This is a genomic window from Phaeovulum veldkampii DSM 11550, assembly GCF_003034995.1.
Classification (GTDB): Bacteria; Pseudomonadota; Alphaproteobacteria; order Rhodobacterales; family Rhodobacteraceae; genus Phaeovulum; species Phaeovulum veldkampii.
Genome location: NZ_PZKF01000117.1, coordinates 1 through 1,166 on the forward strand (window position 1 = coordinate 1; position 1,166 = coordinate 1,166).

General features: G+C 62.2%; 2 protein-coding genes. One reads left to right on the forward strand and one right to left on the reverse strand.

Going from position 1 to position 1,166, the window contains the following annotated elements:
• Positions 1 to 102: 102 nt before the first annotated feature.
• Positions 103 to 621: a DNA repair protein RadC gene (locus C5F46_RS16165; RefSeq protein WP_107326308.1), complete on the reverse strand. Its 519-nt coding sequence runs from the start codon at positions 619 to 621 to the stop codon at positions 103 to 105.
• Between the two features lie 159 nt (positions 622 to 780).
• Here C5F46_RS16165 and C5F46_RS16520 point away from each other — a divergent pair, with 159 nt between their 5' ends.
• The gene (locus tag C5F46_RS16520) at positions 781 to 1,164 is read left to right on the forward strand and encodes a hypothetical protein (RefSeq protein ID WP_133618642.1); all 384 of its coding nucleotides are present in this window, start codon (positions 781 to 783) and stop codon (positions 1,162 to 1,164) included.
• Positions 1,165 to 1,166 lie beyond the last annotated feature (2 nt).

The window sequence follows — 1,166 nt, forward strand, 5'->3', positions numbered from 1 at the left end:
ATCGGGTGTCTCCTGTAGGGGGAAGGGATCGGAGCCGGACCGGGCGATCTCTCTCCCCCGGACAAGCTCCAAATCCCCCTGCCCTTCTCTGTCTCTGGGGCGTCACGCCGCGACCTGCAGCGCCCGGGCCGCGAAGGCGCGCCAGAGCGGGTCGACGAGCCGGGCATCCAGAAGATCGGCGCGGTGGCGCAACTGAGCCGCCAGATCGGACTCGCCCCAGGCGGACGCGCGGCCGGCCTGCGCGCGCAGCTGGCTTGCCTCGGTCACGACGCCCCGCGCCTCGGCCGCGCTCGTCACCGGGTGACACCAGGCGACGGCGTGGTCGCTGGCGGCCCCGGCCAGAACAAGGCGCTCGTCGCGGTCGAGGATTGCCAGAAGCTGGGGCGCGGTATCCGGAGCCATCCCCTCGGCATGGTCGATTGCGCCCTGCATTGCGTCGGCCAGCGTCGCAAAGCGGGCGAGGACGAGGGGCGCGGCGCGGCCCGACATGAGATCAGCCGGCGCGCGGCGCGAAAGGGTCAGGACGAAGGGGTGACTGGGGTCAGCGTCGCTGGTCGGAAAACGCGGCGGGACGCCCCGCGCATAGGCGGTCGGGTGGATGGGCAATGGCAGGTCGAACATGGGGGAGATCTCCGACGGCGCGGGAAGCCGTTCTCCCCGCCTCATCCGTCAAAGAACAAACCGCCGCCCTCTTCCTCTAAGGGGAAATTGTCGGCACATTGCAATCCAAGAGCGCTTATGGTGGTTGCACCCAGACCACAAAGGATCGAGGTTATCTAAGTGTTAAAGAAACAGATTAGGACTTATCGTGTTAAGCCTTTCAGCCTTCCAGCTGTATTTGGCCTATGCTTGACAGTGGTGATTTCCCAACTCCCGCAGGCCGCTTTTGCCGACAATGACTGGGGATGTATTTCCCAAGACGCATTCTGGACGCGTGTCCAAGAAACCACCACAAGAGCAGCCAAATCCCACGAAATTACCCTAAGCGGGCGTCAGCATGATAGCGGCTACTCCCACGCAAACGATTTTTTTCAGTCGCTGCACATTTTTGAAGACGGAGCGTGGGTTATTTTCAATATGACTATACGAGAAGCAGAACCCTACGATGAAGTACTATATTGCCTGATCAGCCGAGGCACGAGCAGCGCTTTCCATCAGTTCTGATC